Here is a 16155-nt window from a genome sequence, read left to right as displayed (position 1 = left end):
GCTTAAGCGGTGGGTGGGCGAACGCGCGCTTGCGTCAGAGCCCGACGCTGTCGAGCCATTCGCCGAACATCCGCCGCGCGGCCGTCTCGAGCACGGGGCCGTGCTGCGCGGTGTCGGCGCGCAGCTGGCGCGCGTCGACGCCCGGCGTCGCGGCAATCTCGCCGGCATGCGCGATCAGCCACGGTTCGAAGCGGTCGGCACGGATTTCCGGATGGCATTGCAGCGCCAGCACATGCTGCCCCCACGCGAACGCCTGGTGCCGGCAGGCGGGCGTCGACGCGAGATGGATCGCGCCGCCCGGCAGGTCGAAGGTGTCGCCGTGCCAGTGCAGCATCGACGTTGCCGCGCCGTCGAGATGACGCAGCGGCGACGCGCGGCCCGCGTCGGTGAGCGCAAGCGGCGACCACCCGAGCTCCTTCTGCACGGCCGGATAGACACGGGCGCCGAGCGCACGCGCAATGAACTGCGCACCGAGACAGATGCCGAGGATCGGCAGGCCCGCGTCGATGCGCCGCTTGACGAGCGCCGCGAGCGGCGCGGTCGTCGGATACTGCGCATCGTCGTACACGCTGACCGGCCCGCCGAGCACGACGAGGAGCGATGGCTGGAGCACGTCGAGCACTTCGACCCGCGACGATCCGACGTCGACGTAGCGCACCCGCCTCCCCCGTTCGCCGAGCACCTGCTCGAAGCTGCCGAGGTCTTCGAAATGCACGTGGCGGATCGCCACGACTTCAGCGTTCATCATCGGCCTCCCGGTCGATCGACGGACGTCAGGCTGCGAAGATCTTCCAGGTCTTCTTTTGCGTCGCCGCGTCGGCTTCTTCGTGTACCGAACAATCGAGGCGCAGGTCGCTGTCCGCGAGCGCCAGGTCGAGCGCCGCGCAGAAGTGCGAGGCGGCCGCCTTCTTCGTCGCCTTCGACGGCTGGAAGTGCGCGCACGTCACGCACATCCGGTGCGGCGGCGTTGCACCCGCCACCTGCAGTTCGCGCAGCGTCTTCAGCAGCGCGCGGTACAGCGCGCCCTGCTCGTCCGCGGCGAGCGTGCCGACCGCCTTGGTCAGGAACTCCGGCCACTGCAGCGCCTTCTTCGCCGCAGTGCGGCCGCGGGCGGAGAGCCGCACCGCGAGCGCGCGACCGTCGTCCAGCGCACGGCGCTTTTCGACCAGGCCCTTGGTCTCGAGCGTGCTCACCGCATCGCTCGTCGTCGCCGCGGTGAGCTGCGTCTCGCGCGCGATCTCGCCAAGCCGCATCGGGCCCTTGCGCTGCAGCAGCAGCACCAGGATCTCGCCCTGCGTCGGCGTAAGGCCCGCGCCTTCCGCCCAATCCCATGCCTGGCTCCGCATGGCCGTACTCAACCGCAGCAAACTGTGGGTCACGCGCCCTGCAGCCTGGTTCCCGTAAACGCCTTCGCTCATAGTCTTTTCGCTTTGCCGCCGCCCGGATGGCCGGACGGCCGTAGTGTGGAGATCGAATTTCCGTCTCAAAATGGATGCGCCGAACCGAGCGCATCCGGCACGGCCGTCGCAAGGCACATGCGGCGGCCGCCAACGCGTCTACCGGTCGCGCACGTATCGTTCCGGTGTCCGCAAAGCCGACATTCTAAGCGACAGCGGAAAATCGCACAGCTAAGTTATCCCTGCCAATCTGTGGATAACGGCTGAATAACCCAAGAATCCGGTTGTGCGCGTAATGCCGCCGGGCTGCCATAAAGGAGTGGCTAACATTTTCCGCAGTCGGCCCAGCGGCTGCTGCAAGATTATCATCCACCGGGTTATCCATTCCACAGGCCGTTGACTTTGCAGCGGAATATCAGGTTATCCACAGCGCGTCGGCTCGCTTGGGAACGATTTCGGCATTGACGCGCGTCAACTCCCGTTCAGCGAATTGCGTCGCGGTCGAGCCTGCAATCAGCAAAACAATTTTTCACTCACGCCAACGTAAGCACTGCTGGCGGACGGTCTCGTTCAGCGATTTTTCCTGCTTGAAAACCGTACGCAGCCACGATGCGTCGTTCACGCGCGCCTTCGCGAGCGCGCCGATCTCGTCGAGCGCCGCGCGCGAGCCGAGCGCGGCCGCATGCGGCGCGATCCGGTCGAGCGTGTCGAGGATGTCCTCGGCGATCGTGCGGCGCTCACCCGTCTGAGGATTCACGCAGGTGCCTTCGAGACCGAAGCGGCACGCTTCGAAGCGGTTGAATGTGTAGACGAGATAGTCGTCTTCCGACAGCGTCAGCGGCCGGTCGGTCAGCAGGTAGCGCGCGAGCGTCTGGATGTAGCACGCGATCGCCGCCGCACGGTCGACCGACAGCGGCGTGTCCATCACACGCACCTCGATCGTGCCGTAGCCCGGTTTCGGCCGGATGTCCCAGTAGAAATCCTTCATCGAATTGACGACGCCGGTGTTCACCATCTTCGTGAAGTACTCCTCGAAGCCGTTCCAGGTGAGCACGAACGGCGCGCGGCCGGACAGCGGGAACGCGAACACCGAATTGAGGCGCGCCGAGTGGAAGCCCGTGTCGACGTTCTGCACGAACGGCGACGACGCGGACAGCGCGATGAAATGCGGAATGAAGCGCGACATCGAGTGCAGCAGGAACAGCGCGCTGTCGGGGTCCGGGCAGCCGATGTGCACGTGCTGGCCGAACACGGTGAACTGTTTGGCGAGATAGCCGTACAGTTCGGAGATGTACTGGAAGCGCGGCGCGTCGTAGATCTGTCGCTCGCTCCACTGCTGGAACGCGTGCGTGCCGCCGCCGCACAACCCGACGTTGAGCTGGTCGGCCGCCTTCACGAGCACGTCGCGAATCGCATGCAGCTCGCCGACCGCCTGCTCGTGCGTATGGCAGATGCCGGTCGACAGCTCGATCATGCTTTCGGTGATTTCCGGCGTGATGTTGCCGGGGAATTTTTCGCCCTGGATCAGCCGCATCAGGTCGGATGCCGCTTTCGTCAGATCGTAGTTGTGCGTGTTGACGACCTGGATTTCCAGTTCGACGCCGAACGTGAACGGTTCGGAATTGACGAAGGTTTCGAGTGCCATGGCAGTTTCCGTAAATCAGTTGCTGTCGCGGCGTTCACCGACTGCCGACAGGCAGCGGTAAACGAGGAACGGCCCGACGAGCTGCAGGACCACGATCGCGCACATCACGATCGCGCGCAAGTGCGGATCGAAATTCGGGTAGAGCTGGTAGGTGTCGTCGACGAGCAGGTATGCGAGCGCGGACATCGGCGACAGCGCGAGGCCGAGCGCGATGCCCTGCTTCGTCCCGATCCCGCTCGGCTTCGCGAACATCATTACGCCCGCCAGTTTCGCGACGGCCCGCGTGACGATCAGCACAACCGCAAGCAGGCCGCCGAGCGCGATGTCGCCCCACGTGAACGACGTGAGCGTCAGCACGAACAGGACCACCGTCAGCAGCCAGCCGGCCGTGCCGAAATGCTCCGGCCACAGCTGCGGACGGGCCTCGAGGTTTTTCACGATGATGCCGGCGAGCAGCAGCGTGAGCAGCGTCGACAGCTTCAGCGCCTGCGCGACCGCGATCGCGAGCATCACGAGCCCGAACAACGCGACGAACGAATGCTCGTCGCGCATCGTCGCCGTCATGTGGCGGAACAGGTAGTTGCACGCGCGGGCGACGAGGTACGCGACGATGAACGACCCGATGAGCAGGTAAACCGGCTGCAGGACCGTCGCGAAAACGTTGCCGTACGCCTCCTGGTGCAGCCAGCTCGTCACGAGCTTGGTCAGCACGACCGCATAGACGCTGTTGAGCGCGGTCAGCGTGATGAGACGCTGCGACACCTGCCCTTCCGCGCGCAGCTCGGTCTTCAGCTGGATCACCATCGACGGCGACGTCGCGACCGCGATCGCCGACAGCACGATCGCGACCATCCCCGATACGCCGAGCGCGAGCAGCACGAACAGCACGACCACGAAGGTGAGCGTGGCTTCGGAGAGGCTCGACGCGATCAGCCACGGATTGCGGCGGATCCAGCGCAGGTCGAGACGGCTGCCGAGTTCGAACAGCAGCAGGCCGAGCGCGACGTCGATCAGCAGGCGCGACGTTTCGTCGGTGCTGGCGTCGATCACGCCGAACCCGAACGACCCGGCGATCAGGCCGATCACCGCGTAGCCGGTGATGCGCGGCAGCCGCCACGCGCGATAGCACAGCTCGCCGCACAGGCCCGCGGCGAACAGCGCGAGCCCGGCCCAGAACACGGGATCCGGCGACAGCGGCCAATTTGGCAGGAACGAGAACGCCGACTTCATGGTGGTGACTTCTCCTTTGGAAGCAACCGCCAGCGACGCGGGGTCAAGCGTCAGGACAGAGATGCGCGCCGGCTGGGTATCGCCCCGAATGTGATTGTTGTGGTCGACCGCAGGACATGGGAAGAATCGCCTGCGCCGCCGTCCGGCGGAGATGTCGCTCAGGTTCGCCGATCTGGATTGTCGGCCTGGTGTGTGAACGGACTGCGCAATCTCGAAGATTCAGATTCGAAATCGTGCCGACCGTTCCATTGAAGCATGTCCGGCGCCTGGCCGGATGAACGCGAAGGAAACCGATTGTGCCACAGGTTTTCGGGACTGGAACCCGATCGGCCCCCTTTGCTCAGTCCAGTCGCCGCGCTGTGCGCCAGCCTGCCTTTCGATTCAAAGGTTTACCTGTATATATATGTAGTAGAAGTTAACAAGGCGCGCACAGTTCTGTGGATAACTTCCGTTTACATCGACAGATCAACGCGTTGGCGAAACCATAACCCGTTGCACAGGCTGTTCGTGCACAGCAGATTGAGTGGAGCAACTTTCCGGTCGTCTCACAGCGCTGTGGAGTTGCCCAGTTTACGTCCACTGTGACTGCACACGGAACGCGCACGGATTCCGCGCGGTTATCCACAGACGCGGGTGGATAACCTGGTGCGGCAGAATCGGTGAACTGTGAGTCGACGGTGATGCGCGTCAGTCGGCTGCGCTCACCTGTCGGGCGCGCAGCGCGCGGATCAGGAAGCGGGCGGGATCGATCGCTTCGGCGAGTTCGCGCTCGAGCGGCCACGGTTCGCCTTCGAGTTGCGACGCGATCAGTTCGGCGCCGAGCGCTGCCCATACGAGGCCGCGCGAACCGTAGCCGAATGCGCCGTACAGCCCCGCGGTGCGCGGCAGGTCGCGCGCCTTCGCGCCGCTCAGCGCCTTCGCGTTGGCGATCGCTTGCGTTTCGTCGGCGAGCGGCCCGATCAGCGGCAGCCGGTCGCCGGCGACCCAGCGGAACGCGACGCGGCCTTGCAGGTGCTCGACGGCGGGCACGTCGCCGATCAGGCCCGGCAGCAGATGCCGGACCCGCGCGAGGTTTTCGGCGTGGCCGGCCGGGCGCAGCGCCGGGTCGACATCGTCCGGTTCGAACGTCGCGCCGATCAGCAGCGTGCCGTCGTCGAGCGGCACCGCGTAGCCGTCGCCGATCACCGGGCAGTCGAGCCGTGCCGTGGTGCCCGCAGTGCCCGAAATGTCTTTAGGCAGCAGCGTCAGTTGCCCGCGCACCGGCTGCAGCGCGGCGTGCCGCAAGCCGGCGAGCCGGACCGCGTCGCCGGCGTTCGACAGCACGACGGCGGGCGCCTCGGCAAGCGTGCGGCCGTCGGCATCGAGCGCGCGCCAGCATTCGCCGTGCCGCTCGAGACGCGCGACTTCGGTGCCGGTCAGAACCCGCAAACGCTCGCCGGCCGCCGCACATTGCGCAGCCGACAATTCAGCCGGCCGCACCGCGCCGCCTTGCGGAAACAGCAGGCCGCCGTGCGCGACCGGCAGCTTCAGGTGCGCGCGTGCCGCGTCGGCATCCAGCAACACCGCATAGTCGGGCGGCACGCCGAGCGCATCGAACGCGGCCCGCATCCGCTCGAAGTCCGCCGCCGATTCCGCGAGGTGGATCATCCCGCGCGTGCTGCGTCCGAACGCGTGACCGGCGCGTTCGAGCGCGCGCCAGCGAGCGAGCGCGTGAACGAACCCGCTGCGCGTGAGCCGGCTTGCGACGTTGTCGTCGCGCGTCATCAGCGGATGGAATACGCCGGCGGGGTTGCCCGACGCTTCGGTCGCGATGCGCTCGCGCCGCTCGATCAACGTGACGTCCCAGCCGCGCGCGGCCAGCCGTTCGACGACCGCGCAGCCGGCGAGGCCCGCGCCGATCACGATCGCGCGCGGTGACGCGACCGGCAGCGCGCGCGGCGGTTCGTGCCGGCGTATCCGCCAGCGCGGCGCGAATTCGCCGACGAGCATCGCGCGCTTGCCGGAGAATCCGTCGACCTTGCGATACGCGAAGCCGGCTTCGTCGAGCGCGTGCTTCACGACGCCCGAGCTCGAATACGTCGCGAACGTCGCGCCGTCGCCGGCGATGCGCGCGAGCGCGCGAAACACGTCGACCGACCACAAGTCCGCGTTTTTCGACGGCGCGAAGCCGTCAGGATAGAACGCGTCGGCGCGCACGACGAGCTTCGGCAACATCTCGAGCGCATCGCCGAACGCAAGCGTGAGCACGACGCGTCCTTCATCGAACTCGAGCCGGTGCAGCCCCGGCACGAGCATCGGCCACGCGTCGGCGAGTGCGGTGCCAAGCGTACCAAGTGCATCGGCGTCCGCCGATATAGTTGTGTTGGCAACGATATGCGATAGCGCGCGGCGCAGGTCGTCGCGCGTGAACGGGTGCTTTTCGACCGACACGAAATGCAGGCGCTCGCAGCGCGCGGGATCGTCGCGCCACGCGGCCCAGGTCGCGAGGAAGTTGCAGCCGGTGCCGAACCCGGTCTCGACGATCGTGAACGTGCGCCTGCCCTGCCAGCGCCGCGGCAAACCGTTGCCCGCGACGAACACGTGGTTCGCCTGCGCGAGTGCGCCGGCGGTGCTGTGATAGACGTCGCCGTAGGCAGGCGAGACGAGGGTGCCGTCGTCGCGAAACGCGAGCGCGGCAGGAACGAGTCGGTCGGGCATGCGAAACAAAATTCGTGGCAGCCAAGCCTGGCAAGGGATTCCGGAACCCCGCCCGCGCGTCCGTTGGCAAAAACCAACGACCAGGCGCGCGGGCTGACGAGGCTGCGTATCCTGTCCGGTCGGCACGGGTCAAAAAATGCGCAGCCAGTGATTCATTCGGCGAAATACCGAAGAAAATCTTTGAAACCCTTGTCGTTATTGGGTTTGCGCTGCGCTATCATAGCAAGCGCCGTACCGCGGGTGGCCTCTGGCATGCCGGAGGGTGCGCCGCGCGGGCCAGGATTCGGCGCTGTGCCGTCGGAGCTCGACTCTCGACGGCACGGTTCGCGCACGTATAATCGGCGCGTTCGCGCTGTTCGTGTCAAACCTAACCTGAAAAAGGAACCTTAATGAACAAACAGGAACTGATCGACGCCGTCGCTGCCCAAACGGGCGCCAGCAAGGCTCAAACCGGCGAAACGCTGGACACGCTGCTCGAAGTCATCAAGAAAGCCGTGTCGAAGGGCGACGCGGTTCAGCTGATCGGCTTCGGCAGCTTCGGTTCGGGCAAGCGCGCAGCACGTACGGGCCGCAACCCGAAGACCGGCGAAACCATCAAGATCCCGGCAGCCAAGACGGTCAAGTTCACGGCTGGCAAGGCGTTCAAGGACGCCGTCAACAAGCGTTAATCCAGCGCCTGTTCAAAGAAAAACCCGCCTTCCGGCGGGTTTTTTTTCGCGCGGCGCGCGGCTTTTTCGCCACAGATCGCGCCGCTCTTGCAACATTTAACGGTTGTTACGAACGATGCAGGATTTGCGCATTGCCGTGATCGCCGTCGTCGTCGTCATCGTCGTGCGAGTCGACATCCCAGGCCGGGAACGGGTCGTCGAATGCCGCCCACCCTGCTTCGCCGAGCGCGAATTCCGCATCGTTCAACAGGCACGCATCGAGTTTCTCGCGCCACGCAACCGTGTCGAGTCCGATGCCGATCAGCACGAGTTCCTGCCGGCGGTCGCCGACCGCACGGTCGTCGAGGTCGCCCTGCCACTCTGCCCGGATCTCGTCGAGCAGCTCGTCGTCGTCCGGCCATTCCGCGCGGTCCTGCGCGGCCCACCAGAGCCCCGCCGGCCCATGCCGGCAGACGCCACCCGCCTGCGACAGCGAGCCGGCGATGTCGTTGCGCGTCGCGAGCCAGAAGAACCCCTTGCTGCGCAGCACACCGGGCCATTCCTGGTGCAGCAGCGCCCAGAGCCGTGCCGGATGAAACGGCCGGCGCGCGCGGTACACGAAATTGCCGATCCCGAATTCGTCCGCCTCGCCATGCACGTGATCGTGCTCGTGCGCATGCTCGAGCGATGCCAGCCAGCCCGGCGCGTTCGCAGCCGCGTCGAAATCGAAGCGGCCCGTGTTCAGCACGTCGCGAAGCGGCACGTCGCCGAACGTCGACACGACCTGGTGCGCACGCGGGTTCAGCCGCGCGAGGATGTGCTGCAGGCGTGCGAGTTCGTCCGCGCTGACGAGGTCGGCCTTGTTGATCACGAGCACGTCGCAGAACTCGATCTGTTCGATCAGCAGCTCGACGAGCGTGCGGTCGTCGTCTTCGGTGGCCGCGATGCCGCGCGCGGCGAGCGCGTCGTCCGAGCCGTAGTCGCGCAGGAAATTGAATGCGTCGACCACCGTGACGAGCGTGTCGAGCCGCGCGAGTTCGCCGAGCGACGTGCCGTGGTCGTCGACGAACGTGAAGGTTTCGGCGATCGGCATCGGCTCGGCGATGCCGGTCGACTCGATCAGGATCGCATCGAAGCGGCCATCCGCGGCGAGCTTGCGGATCTCGACGAGCAGGTCGTCGCGCAGCGTGCAGCAGATGCAGCCGTTCGACATCTCGACGAGGCGCTCCTCGACGTGCGACAGCGCCTGCGCATCGCGCACGAGCGACGCGTCGATGTTGACCGCCGCGAGATCGTTGACGATCACGGCGACCTTCAGGCCTGCGCGGTTCGCGAGGATATGGTTGAGCAGCGTGGTCTTGCCGGCGCCGAGAAAGCCGGACAGCACGGTGACGGGCAACGGCTGGTTCATTGCCGGATTCATAACGATATGCACCAACGGAAAAGAGGAAAAAGCAGCCGCGGCTGCGCTGCCGGGGCGCGATCGGCACGGGCCGGACGCGGGGCAAAACTGCGGCGTGAGCCCGCATTGTGCATCAAACGCGCGCCGGCCGGCCGGCACCGCATCACGCGCGGCCGCGGCTTCCGCTATCAGGGCTGCGGCGGCAGCAGCTTCCACTGCGTCAGAATGCCGGCGATCTGCTTCGCGTACTTGTCGCGCAGCGAGGGTGTTTCAGAATGATAGGCGCCGACTGCCTGCCATGTATTGCCGTATTTGTTCATTTTCTGGCGCAGGTGCCACGCGGCGATATAGACGTTCTTGCACGGCTCCATCAGCGTGTCGCGGCCGATTCCGTAGCGCGACAGCGTCGGCAGGTGAATCGAATTGATCTGCATGAGGCCGTAGTCGGTCGAGCCGTTCGCATTCTTGTTCAATGCGTCCGGCCGGTTGTGCGACTCCTGCCACGCAATCGCGCGCAGGATCAGCGGATTGACCTGCTGATACCTGGCCGCTTCGTCGAAACAATCGGCACGTGCACTTGCGCCGGCGAAGCAGGCGCCGGCGGCCATCAGCCACGCGATCGGAACGAACCGTCTGTTCATTGTGCAAGGAAGCGGAGTGAGCCCGGGGGCGGGAAAACCCGTGCCAGGAATTCGCGCGACGCGCATCTCGTCGCTCGTATCATACCGATAGCAATCGCCATTGCGTGACGCGCGGTGACGAATGCCGGGTTATACCGCATTTTCGTTTCTATTCATCCTGAAAATGATGACGACGTGCGCGCGAGCGCGTGCCGGTTCCGAATCTTACAGCTTGCATACGAACGGCCGGAATACTGTCGCATGTGAGACAGTCCTCGGATCAATGTGATATTTCGGACATGAAAAGCTGCTAATGTCGCTTTTTTCGGATTTGGATCCAGTAATACCGCCGGATGCGGCCTGAACCGGCATCGACCCATTCATCCATGACAAGAAATCGCTTCGTTATGCGGCGCATTGCCACGACGCTGGTCGTCGCCGGCATCATTGTTTCGCAGGCCGCCTACGCCCAGGTCACGCTCAATTTCGTCAACGCCGATATCGATCAGGTCGCGAAGGCGATTGGCGCTGCGACCGGCAAGACCATCATCGTCGACCCCCGCGTGAAGGGGCAGCTCAATCTCGTCGCCGAGCGCCCGGTGCCGGAAGACCAGGCACTGAAGACGCTGCAGTCCGCGCTGCGGATGCAGGGCTTCGCGCTCGTGCAGGATCACGGCGTGCTGAAGGTCGTGCCCGAGGCCGACGCGAAGCTGCAGGGCGTGCCGACCTACGTCGGCAACACGCCGCAGGCGCGCGGCGACCAGGTCGTCACGCAGGTGTTCGAACTGAAGAACGAATCGGCGAACAACCTGCTGCCGGTGCTGCGGCCGCTGATCTCGCCGAACAATACGGTCACCGCCTATCCGGCAAACAACACGATCGTCGTCACCGACTATGCGGACAACGTGCGCCGCATCGCGCAGATCATCGCCGGCGTCGACAACGCGGCCGGCGCGCAGGTGCAGGTCGTGCCGCTCAGGAATGCGAATGCGATCGACGTCGCCGCGCAGCTCGGCAAGCTGCTCGACCCCGGCGCGATCGGCAACAGCGACGCGACGCTGAAGGTGTCGGTGACGGCCGACCCGCGCACCAACTCGCTGATGCTGCGCGCGTCGAACACGTCGCGCCTCGCGGCCGCGAAGCGCCTCGCGCAGCAACTCGACGCGCCGAGCTCGGTGCCCGGCAACATGCACGTGGTGCCGCTGCGGAATGCCGATGCGGTGAAGCTCGCGAAGACGCTGCGCGGCATGATGGGCAAGGGCGGCACCGAAAGCGGCGCGTCCGCGACGTCGAACGACGCGAACGCGTTCAACCAGGGCGGCACGTCGTCGAGCGGCAACTTCTCGACCGGCACCTCGGGCACCCCGCCGCTGCCGTCGTCGATGAGCGGCTCGTCTTCGTCGGGCTACGGCGGCGGCTCGTCGTCGGGCGGCGGGCTCGGCACCGGCGGCCTGCTCGGCGGCGACAAGGAAAAGAGCAGCGACGACAACCAGCCGGGCGGCATGATCCAGGCCGACTCGGCCACCAACTCGCTGATCATCACCGCGCCCGATCCCGTGTATCGCAACCTGCGCGCGGTGATCGACCAGCTCGACGCGCGGCGCGCGCAGGTCTACATCGAGGCGCTGATCGTCGAGCTGAACTCGACGACGGCCGGCAACCTCGGGATCCAGTGGCAGGTCGGCAGCGGCAACTTCCTGGGCGGCACGAACCTCGCGGCCACGGCCGGCAACGTGTCCGGCAACAGCATCCTCGGGATCAGCGCGGCGATCGCGACGGGCGGCGCCACGGGGCTGGCCAACCTCGCGACCAACCTCAACCAGGGCCTCAACGTCGGCTGGCTGCACAACATGTTCGGCGTGCAGGGGCTCGGCGCGCTGCTGCAGTACTTCGCGGGCGTCAGCGATGCAAACGTGCTGTCGACGCCGAACCTGATCACGCTCGACAACGAGGAAGCGAAGATCGTCGTCGGCCAGAACGTGCCGATCGCGACGGGTTCGTATTCGAACCTGACGAGCGGCACGACGAGCAATGCGTTCAACACGTACGATCGCCGCGACGTCGGCCTCACGCTGCACGTGAAGCCGCAGATCACCGACGGCGGGATCCTGAAGCTGCAGTTGTATACGGAAGACTCGTCGGTCGTCAGCGGCACCCAGAACACGACGACGAACCCGGCGGGCCCGACGTTCAACAAGCGCTCGATCCAGTCGACGGTGCTTGCGGACAACGGCGAGATCATCGTGCTCGGCGGCCTGATGCAGGACAACTACCAGGTGTCGAACAGCAAGGTGCCGCTGCTCGGCGACATCCCGTGGATCGGCCAGCTGTTCCGCTCCGAGAGCAAGCAGCGGCAGAAGACGAACCTGATGGTGTTCCTGCGCCCCGTGATCATCAACGACCGCGACACCGCGCAGGCGATCTCGGCGAACCGCTACGACTACATCCAGGGCGTGACGGGCGCGTACCGCTCGGACAACAACGTGATCCGCGACAAGGACGACCCGGTCGTGCCGCCGATGCCGCTTGGCCCGAGCCAGGGCGGCTCGCCGGCGATGAACCTGTTCGACCTCAGCAAGATGCGCCGCGAGCAGCAAGCCCCGCAGGCGCCCGCGCAGCAGCAGCCGGCGCCGCAACAACAGCCGGCCGCGCAGCCGCAGGGCGTCCCGCCGCAGACGGTGCCGCAGCAGCCGCTGACGGCCACGCCGGGAGCATCGCAGTGACCGAGGCGCTCGCGTCCACCCACGAAGGCGCGCCGGGCGAACGGCAGGCGCCGTCGCCGCTCGCCGCGCGCCTGTTGCCGTACGGCTTCGCGAAAAACGGACAGGTCCTGATCGCGCATCAGCACGACGACACGCTCGAAGTGTGGATCAGCGAACGCACGAGCGACGCGGCGCTCGCGGAAATCGCGCGCAACTTCGGCGCGATTTCCGTGCATCGCTTGCCGGCCGACGAACTCGCGCACGCGATCAACCAGGCGTACGCACGCCAGGACGGCAGCGCCGCGCAGGTGGTCGGTGAGGTCGAAGGCGAAGTCGACCTGTCCCGCTTGATGCAGGACATTCCCGAAGTCGAGGATCTGCTCGAATCGGAAGACGACGCGCCGATCATCCGGATGATCAACGCGCTGCTCACGCAAGCGGCGCGCGAACAGGCGTCGGACATCCACATCGAGCCGTTCGAGAACGCGTCGGTCGTGCGCTTTCGCGTCGACGGCACGCTGCGCGACGTCGTGCGGCCGAAGAAGGCGCTGCATGGCGCGCTGATCTCGCGGATCAAGATCATGGCGCAGCTCGACATCGCGGAGAAACGTTTGCCGCAAGACGGCCGCATCACGCTGCGGGTCGGCGGCCGGCCGGTCGACGTGCGGGTGTCGACGCTGCCGACCGGGCACGGCGAGCGCGCGGTGCTGCGTCTGCTCGAGAAGGACGCGCAGCGGCTGAACCTCGAGGCGCTCGGCATGGGCCGCGACACGCTCGGCCAGTTCGACAAGCTGATCTCGCGCCCGCACGGCATCGTGCTCGTGACGGGCCCGACCGGCTCGGGCAAGACGACGACGCTGTATGCGTCGATGTCGCGGCTGGAAACCGCGACGACCAACATCATGACCGTCGAGGATCCGATCGAGTACGACCTGTCCGGCATCGGCCAGACGCAGGTCAACGAACGGATCGGGATGACCTTCGCGCGCGCGTTGCGCTCGATCCTGCGCCAGGATCCGGACGTGATCATGATCGGCGAGATCCGCGACCTCGAAACCGCGCAGATCGCGGTGCAGGCGTCGCTGACGGGCCACCTCGTGCTCGCGACGTTGCACACCAACGATGCGGCATCGGCCGTCACGCGCCTGACCGACATGGGCGTCGAGCCGTACCTGCTCGCATCGTCGCTGCTCGGCGTGCTCGCGCAGCGCCTCGTGCGGCAGCTCTGCCCCGTCTGCAAGGAAGAGCGGCATGAAGAAGGCCGCACGGTCTGGCATCCGGTCGGCTGCGACAAATGCGGGAATTCGGGCTATACGGGCCGGCGCGGCGTCTACGAACTGCTGGTCATCGACGACGCCATTCGTTCGCTGATCCACCGCAATGCGGCCGACGCGGAGATCCTGTCGACGGGCCGCGCACAAGGGATGCGCACGCTGCGCGACGACGCCGAACGCTGGCTCGCGGCCGGCGCGACGTCGCTCGAGGAAGTGCTGCGCGTGACAGGAGGCGCATAGCGCGATGCCGGCATTCCGTTTCGAAGCGATCGATGCGGCGGGTCATGCGCAAAAGGGCGTCGTCGAAGCCGACAGCGCGCGCGGCGCGCGCGGCCAGCTGCGCACGCAGGGGCTGACGCCGCTCGTCGTCGAGCCGGCGGCCAGCGCGACCCGCGGCGCGCGCAGCCAGCGCCTCGCGCTCGGCCGCAAGCTGTCGCAGCGCGAACAGGCGATCCTCACGCGGCAGCTTGCGAGCCTGCTGATCGCCGGGCTGCCGCTCGACGAGGCCCTTTCTGTTCTGACCGAGCAGGCCGAGCGCGACTATATCCGCGAACTGATGGCCGCAATCCGCGCCGAGGTGCTCGGCGGCCATTCGCTCGCGAATGCGCTCGCGCAGCATCCGCGCGATTTTCCGGAGATCTACCGCGCGCTGGTGTCGGCCGGCGAGCACACGGGCAAGCTCGGCATCGTGCTGTCGCGGCTCGCAGACTACATCGAGCAGCGCAACGCGCTGAAGCAGAAGATCCTGCTCGCGTTCACCTACCCGGCCATCGTCACGCTGATCGCGTTCGGCATCGTCACGTTCCTGCTGAGCTACGTGGTGCCGCAGGTCGTCAACGTGTTCGCGAGCACGAAGCAGCAGCTGCCGATCCTGACGGTCGTGATGATGGCGCTGTCCGAATTCGTGCGGCACTGGTGGTGGGCGATGCTGATCGCGGTGGCGCTGGTGGTCTGGTTCGTGAAGGCGACGCTGTCGCGCGACGGCCCGCGCCTCGCGTTCGACCGGTGGCTGCTCACCGCGCCGCTCGCGGGCAAGCTCGTGCGCGGCTACAACACGGTGCGCTTCGCGAGCACGCTCGGCATCCTGAGCGCGGCCGGCGTGCCGATCCTGCGCGCGCTGCAGGCGGCCGGCGAGACGCTGTCGAACCGCGCGATGCGCGCGAACATCGAGGATGCGATCGTGCGCGTGCGCGAAGGCTCGGCGCTGTCGCGCGCGCTCAACAACGTGAAGACGTTTCCGCCGGTGCTCGTGCACCTGATCCGCTCGGGCGAGGCGACGGGCGACGTGACGACGATGCTCGACCGAGCGGCGGACGGCGAGGCGCGCGAGCTCGAGCGACGCACGATGTTCCTGACGAGCCTGCTCGAGCCGCTGTTGATTCTCGCGATGGGGGGGATCGTGCTCGTGATCGTGCTGGCGGTGATGCTGCCGATCATCGAGCTGAACAACATGGTGCAGTGACGGCCGTGCCGGCCGTCACCGGAACTGCACGTTCAGCGCACGTAGATGGCGGGGGACGGCGTGTTGGCCGGCAGCTGGATTTCGGCGCGGGCGCCGTTGCGGTCGACGACGATCGAGCGGTCGCGGACTTCGGCGAGCTTCGCGCCGGGCGCGACCTCGGCGCCGAGCGACACCGCGCGCGGCGGTTCGCCGCCGACGCCGACGATCGCGGCGGCGCCGCGCTCGAGCGAGAGGATGCCGAACAGGTGGATGTCCTGCACGGGATTGCGCTCGAGCTGGCCACCGAAGAGTGCTGCGGCCTCCTCGGTGCGGATCGGCGGCCGCGCGGCGGCGGCGGGAAGCGGCGCTTCGCGGGCCGACAGCGTGACGACCCAGTAGGTGGCCGTCGCGCACAACGCCGCGAAGAGTGCGAGGGAAAGGATCCGGATCGAGAGCGCGTTCATGCGGGCTATTGTACGGATGTATGTGAAATTTGCGTTGAGTGAAAGCCCTTGGCGATGCGCGTCTTACAATGCGTGCTCCGCGTGCGGGTCTGCTGGAAGTGTGCCGTAAGGTCGTTGTCCTGCGATACCGGATGCGTCATTCAATCGACGATTTTTTTTGGAAAGAGGTAGTCAGTCATGCAAACGTGGATCACTCGCCGCAACGGGGCCGTTCGCCGTCAGCGCGGTTTCACGCTGATCGAGATCATGGTGGTGGTCGCGATCCTCGGGATCCTCGCGGCGCTGATCGTGCCGAAGATCATGAGCCGCCCGGACGAAGCGCGCCGCATCGCCGCGAAGCAGGACATCGGCACGATCATGCAGGCGCTCAAGCTGTACCGTCTCGACAACGGCCGCTACCCGTCGCAGGACCAGGGCCTGAACGCGCTGATCCAGAAGCCGTCCACCGATCCGATCCCGAACAACTGGAAGGACGGCGGCTACCTCGAACGCCTGCCGAACGATCCGTGGGGTAACGCGTACAAGTACCTGAACCCGGGCGTGCACGGCGAGATCGACGTGTTCAGCTACGGCGCGGACGGCAAGGAAGGCGGCGAAGGCGGCGATTCCGACATCGGCTCGTGGCAGTAAGCGGCC

At 66.5% G+C, this 16155-nt stretch carries 13 protein-coding genes; 5 read left to right on the top strand and 8 right to left on the bottom strand.

Annotation, left to right across the window (positions count from 1 at the left end):
• Positions 1-34: 34 nt before the first annotated feature.
• The 5 genes from ACV22Z_RS28695 to mnmC form a co-directional block, all read right to left on the bottom strand.
• On the bottom strand, positions 35-745 hold the full coding sequence (locus tag ACV22Z_RS28695) for a glutamine amidotransferase (protein WP_448079631.1): 711 nt from the start codon (positions 743-745) through the stop codon (positions 35-37).
• A 28-nt stretch (positions 746-773) separates the two neighbouring features.
• Positions 774-1418 (bottom strand): MarR family winged helix-turn-helix transcriptional regulator, encoded by a 645-nt coding sequence (locus tag ACV22Z_RS28690; protein WP_448079630.1) that lies wholly within the window; start codon positions 1416-1418, stop codon positions 774-776.
• Between the two features lie 508 nt (positions 1419-1926).
• A complete protein-coding gene (locus ACV22Z_RS28685) occupies positions 1927-3042 on the bottom strand; it encodes a YbdK family carboxylate-amine ligase (RefSeq protein WP_448079629.1) in 1116 nt (371 codons plus the stop codon).
• Between the two features lie 15 nt (positions 3043-3057).
• Positions 3058-4272, bottom strand: a complete 1215-nt coding sequence (locus ACV22Z_RS28680; RefSeq protein ID WP_448079628.1) for a cation:proton antiporter — start codon at positions 4270-4272, stop codon at positions 3058-3060.
• Positions 4273-4959: 687 nt separating this feature from the next.
• Complete coding sequence (mnmC, locus tag ACV22Z_RS28675; RefSeq protein ID WP_448079627.1) at positions 4960-6969, bottom strand: bifunctional tRNA (5-methylaminomethyl-2-thiouridine)(34)-methyltransferase MnmD/FAD-dependent 5-carboxymethylaminomethyl-2-thiouridine(34) oxidoreductase MnmC; 2010 nt, start codon at positions 6967-6969, stop codon at positions 4960-4962.
• 389 nt (positions 6970-7358) lie between these two features.
• On the opposite strand from mnmC, the gene ACV22Z_RS28670 reads away from it, so the two are divergent.
• Positions 7359-7637 (top strand): HU family DNA-binding protein, encoded by a 279-nt coding sequence (locus ACV22Z_RS28670; RefSeq protein WP_006401505.1) that lies wholly within the window; start codon positions 7359-7361, stop codon positions 7635-7637.
• 106 nt (positions 7638-7743) lie between these two features.
• On the opposite strand, the gene ACV22Z_RS28665 is transcribed toward ACV22Z_RS28670, so the two are convergent.
• Both ACV22Z_RS28665 and ACV22Z_RS28660 read right to left on the bottom strand, forming a co-directional pair.
• Positions 7744-9039 carry a GTP-binding protein gene (locus tag ACV22Z_RS28665; protein ID WP_448079626.1) on the bottom strand — a complete coding sequence of 432 codons (1296 nt, stop codon included), beginning with the start codon at positions 9037-9039 and terminating at the stop codon, positions 7744-7746.
• Between the two features lie 167 nt (positions 9040-9206).
• Entirely contained in the window at positions 9207-9659 is a 453-nt protein-coding gene (locus tag ACV22Z_RS28660) for a lytic transglycosylase domain-containing protein (protein WP_448079625.1), read from the bottom strand.
• Between the two features lie 365 nt (positions 9660-10024).
• Between ACV22Z_RS28660 and gspD the strand changes: the two genes are divergently transcribed.
• The 3 genes from gspD to gspF are packed head-to-tail and all read left to right on the top strand — an operon-like array spanning position 10025 to position 15076.
• Positions 10025-12361: a type II secretion system secretin GspD gene (gene gspD, locus ACV22Z_RS28655; protein ID WP_448079624.1), complete on the top strand. Its 2337-nt coding sequence runs from the start codon at positions 10025-10027 to the stop codon at positions 12359-12361.
• Positions 12358-13854: a type II secretion system ATPase GspE gene (gene gspE / locus ACV22Z_RS28650; protein WP_448079623.1), complete on the top strand. Its 1497-nt coding sequence runs from the start codon at positions 12358-12360 to the stop codon at positions 13852-13854. Before gspD ends, gspE begins: the two co-directional genes overlap by 4 nt.
• 4 nt (positions 13855-13858) lie before the next feature.
• Positions 13859-15076 carry a type II secretion system inner membrane protein GspF gene (gspF, locus tag ACV22Z_RS28645; protein ID WP_448079622.1) on the top strand — a complete coding sequence of 406 codons (1218 nt, stop codon included), beginning with the start codon at positions 13859-13861 and terminating at the stop codon, positions 15074-15076.
• Positions 15077-15108: 32 nt separating this feature from the next.
• Here the strand turns inward: gspF and ACV22Z_RS28640 are convergent, their stop codons facing one another.
• Complete coding sequence (locus tag ACV22Z_RS28640; protein WP_448079621.1) at positions 15109-15519, bottom strand: hypothetical protein; 411 nt, start codon at positions 15517-15519, stop codon at positions 15109-15111.
• A 177-nt stretch (positions 15520-15696) separates the two neighbouring features.
• Between ACV22Z_RS28640 and gspG the strand changes: the two genes are divergently transcribed.
• Positions 15697-16149: a type II secretion system major pseudopilin GspG gene (gspG, locus tag ACV22Z_RS28635; RefSeq protein ID WP_448079620.1), complete on the top strand. Its 453-nt coding sequence runs from the start codon at positions 15697-15699 to the stop codon at positions 16147-16149.
• Positions 16150-16155: the final 6 nt, after the last annotated feature.

This window comes from Burkholderia sp. PU8-34 (genome assembly GCF_053427725.1).
Note: the sequence above shows the minus strand (reverse complement) of the source record. Positions and strands in the feature narration are given on the sequence as shown.

Bases quoted from the DNA above. Each gene is read 5' to 3' on its own strand.
- gspF (WP_448079622.1), top strand. From the start codon at position 13,859: ATGCCGGCATTCCGTTTCGAAGCGATCGATGCGGCGGGTCATGCGCAA.
- ACV22Z_RS28665 (WP_448079626.1), bottom strand. From the start codon at position 9,039: ATGAATCCGGCAATGAACCAGCCGTTGCCCGTCACCGTGCTGTCCGGC.
- ACV22Z_RS28660 (WP_448079625.1), bottom strand. From the start codon at position 9,659: ATGAACAGACGGTTCGTTCCGATCGCGTGGCTGATGGCCGCCGGCGCC.
- mnmC (WP_448079627.1), bottom strand. From the start codon at position 6,969: ATGCCCGACCGACTCGTTCCTGCCGCGCTCGCGTTTCGCGACGACGGC.
- ACV22Z_RS28690 (WP_448079630.1), bottom strand. From the start codon at position 1,418: ATGAGCGAAGGCGTTTACGGGAACCAGGCTGCAGGGCGCGTGACCCAC.
- gspG (WP_448079620.1), top strand. From the start codon at position 15,697: ATGCAAACGTGGATCACTCGCCGCAACGGGGCCGTTCGCCGTCAGCGC.
- ACV22Z_RS28640 (WP_448079621.1), bottom strand. From the start codon at position 15,519: ATGAACGCGCTCTCGATCCGGATCCTTTCCCTCGCACTCTTCGCGGCG.
- ACV22Z_RS28695 (WP_448079631.1), bottom strand. From the start codon at position 745: ATGAACGCTGAAGTCGTGGCGATCCGCCACGTGCATTTCGAAGACCTC.
- ACV22Z_RS28680 (WP_448079628.1), bottom strand. From the start codon at position 4,272: ATGAAGTCGGCGTTCTCGTTCCTGCCAAATTGGCCGCTGTCGCCGGAT.
- ACV22Z_RS28670 (WP_006401505.1), top strand. From the start codon at position 7,359: ATGAACAAACAGGAACTGATCGACGCCGTCGCTGCCCAAACGGGCGCC.
- gspD (WP_448079624.1), top strand. From the start codon at position 10,025: ATGACAAGAAATCGCTTCGTTATGCGGCGCATTGCCACGACGCTGGTC.
- ACV22Z_RS28685 (WP_448079629.1), bottom strand. From the start codon at position 3,042: ATGGCACTCGAAACCTTCGTCAATTCCGAACCGTTCACGTTCGGCGTC.